This is a genomic window from Bartonella sp. AP40SXNS, assembly GCF_042195825.1.
Classification (GTDB): domain Bacteria; phylum Pseudomonadota; class Alphaproteobacteria; order Rhizobiales; family Rhizobiaceae; genus Bartonella.
Window position 1 is genome coordinate 1 of record NZ_JBHIPB010000086.1, and the last position, 1,022, is coordinate 1,022.

The window sequence follows — 1,022 nt, forward strand, 5'->3', positions numbered from 1 at the left end:
AATGAGGCTGGTCTTCTCAGTGCTTTAGCCGGTGAGATGAAGATTGTTGCAACGTCTTTTGTCAATAAAAGCGCTGAAGCGACAAATTCAGACCAACAAAACGCTACACATGATGAAGGTGCGCATGTTTTAGCCCGGGATGGTTTGCGCATTGATGTGGGCAGTTTTGAGAATGTTGATGGTCTTATTTCTACGCAAGGGGCAGTCAATATTGTTGCTGATAGTGTGATCCAAGCAGGGCACATAGAGATTGAGCGTGGTGACCTTCAACTGACCAGCCACGGTGATTTAAGCAATAGTGGCACAATAGAAAGCAATGATACCATTGCTTTGCATGCGCAAACAAATCTCAGCCAAACGGGGCGCATTGTCTCTAAAAAGCGGATAGAGCTTTCCAGTGATGGCATATTGACAATGGGCGAGACAAGTGAGGTTGGCGCCTATGATGTAACGCTGAAGGCAGGCACACTCACCCAAGCTGGGCTTGTGGAAGCGCAAGGCGGGGTACTTACTCTCAACAGTCATGATGTTTTAAGCAATTCCGGTATTATGGTGGGCGGTGTTGTTGATGCGAAGCTTGGGTCTTTAGCCAATTCCGGTCAGCTTTTAGCCAGTAACAGTTTTACGCTTGTGGCAGAAAGCCATGATCCGTCATTGGGGCAAGTTGCTCTGGTTTTAAATGGTGAAGACGGTGTTCTCAAAAGTGGTGGTGCTTTTGTCTTAACCGCAGATGTTTTGGACAATGCCGGCAGTATTGGTTCAAGTGGTGATGGGGTTGCGCTCAATGTGAGCGCTGATCTGAGTAATAGTGGGCTGATTTATGCCAAGAAATCTGCCATTTTCTCCTTAGATGGGGATTTTATCAATAAGTTTGCCGATGTCATTGCTGAAGACAATCTCATCATCCGTGGCTTAAGTGGAGAGCGGGCTGGTCATGTGATCAACAGCTCGGGTCTTTTAGAAGCCGTGTCAGGCGATATGACCTTCGATGTCTCAGCGCTTACCAACATGCGTGAAGGTGG

General features: G+C 47.4%; 1 pseudogene. It reads left to right on the forward strand.

The window, feature by feature from the left end:
- Window positions 1–1,022: pseudogene (locus ACFILZ_RS09865) on the forward strand (filamentous hemagglutinin); the annotation flags it as partial.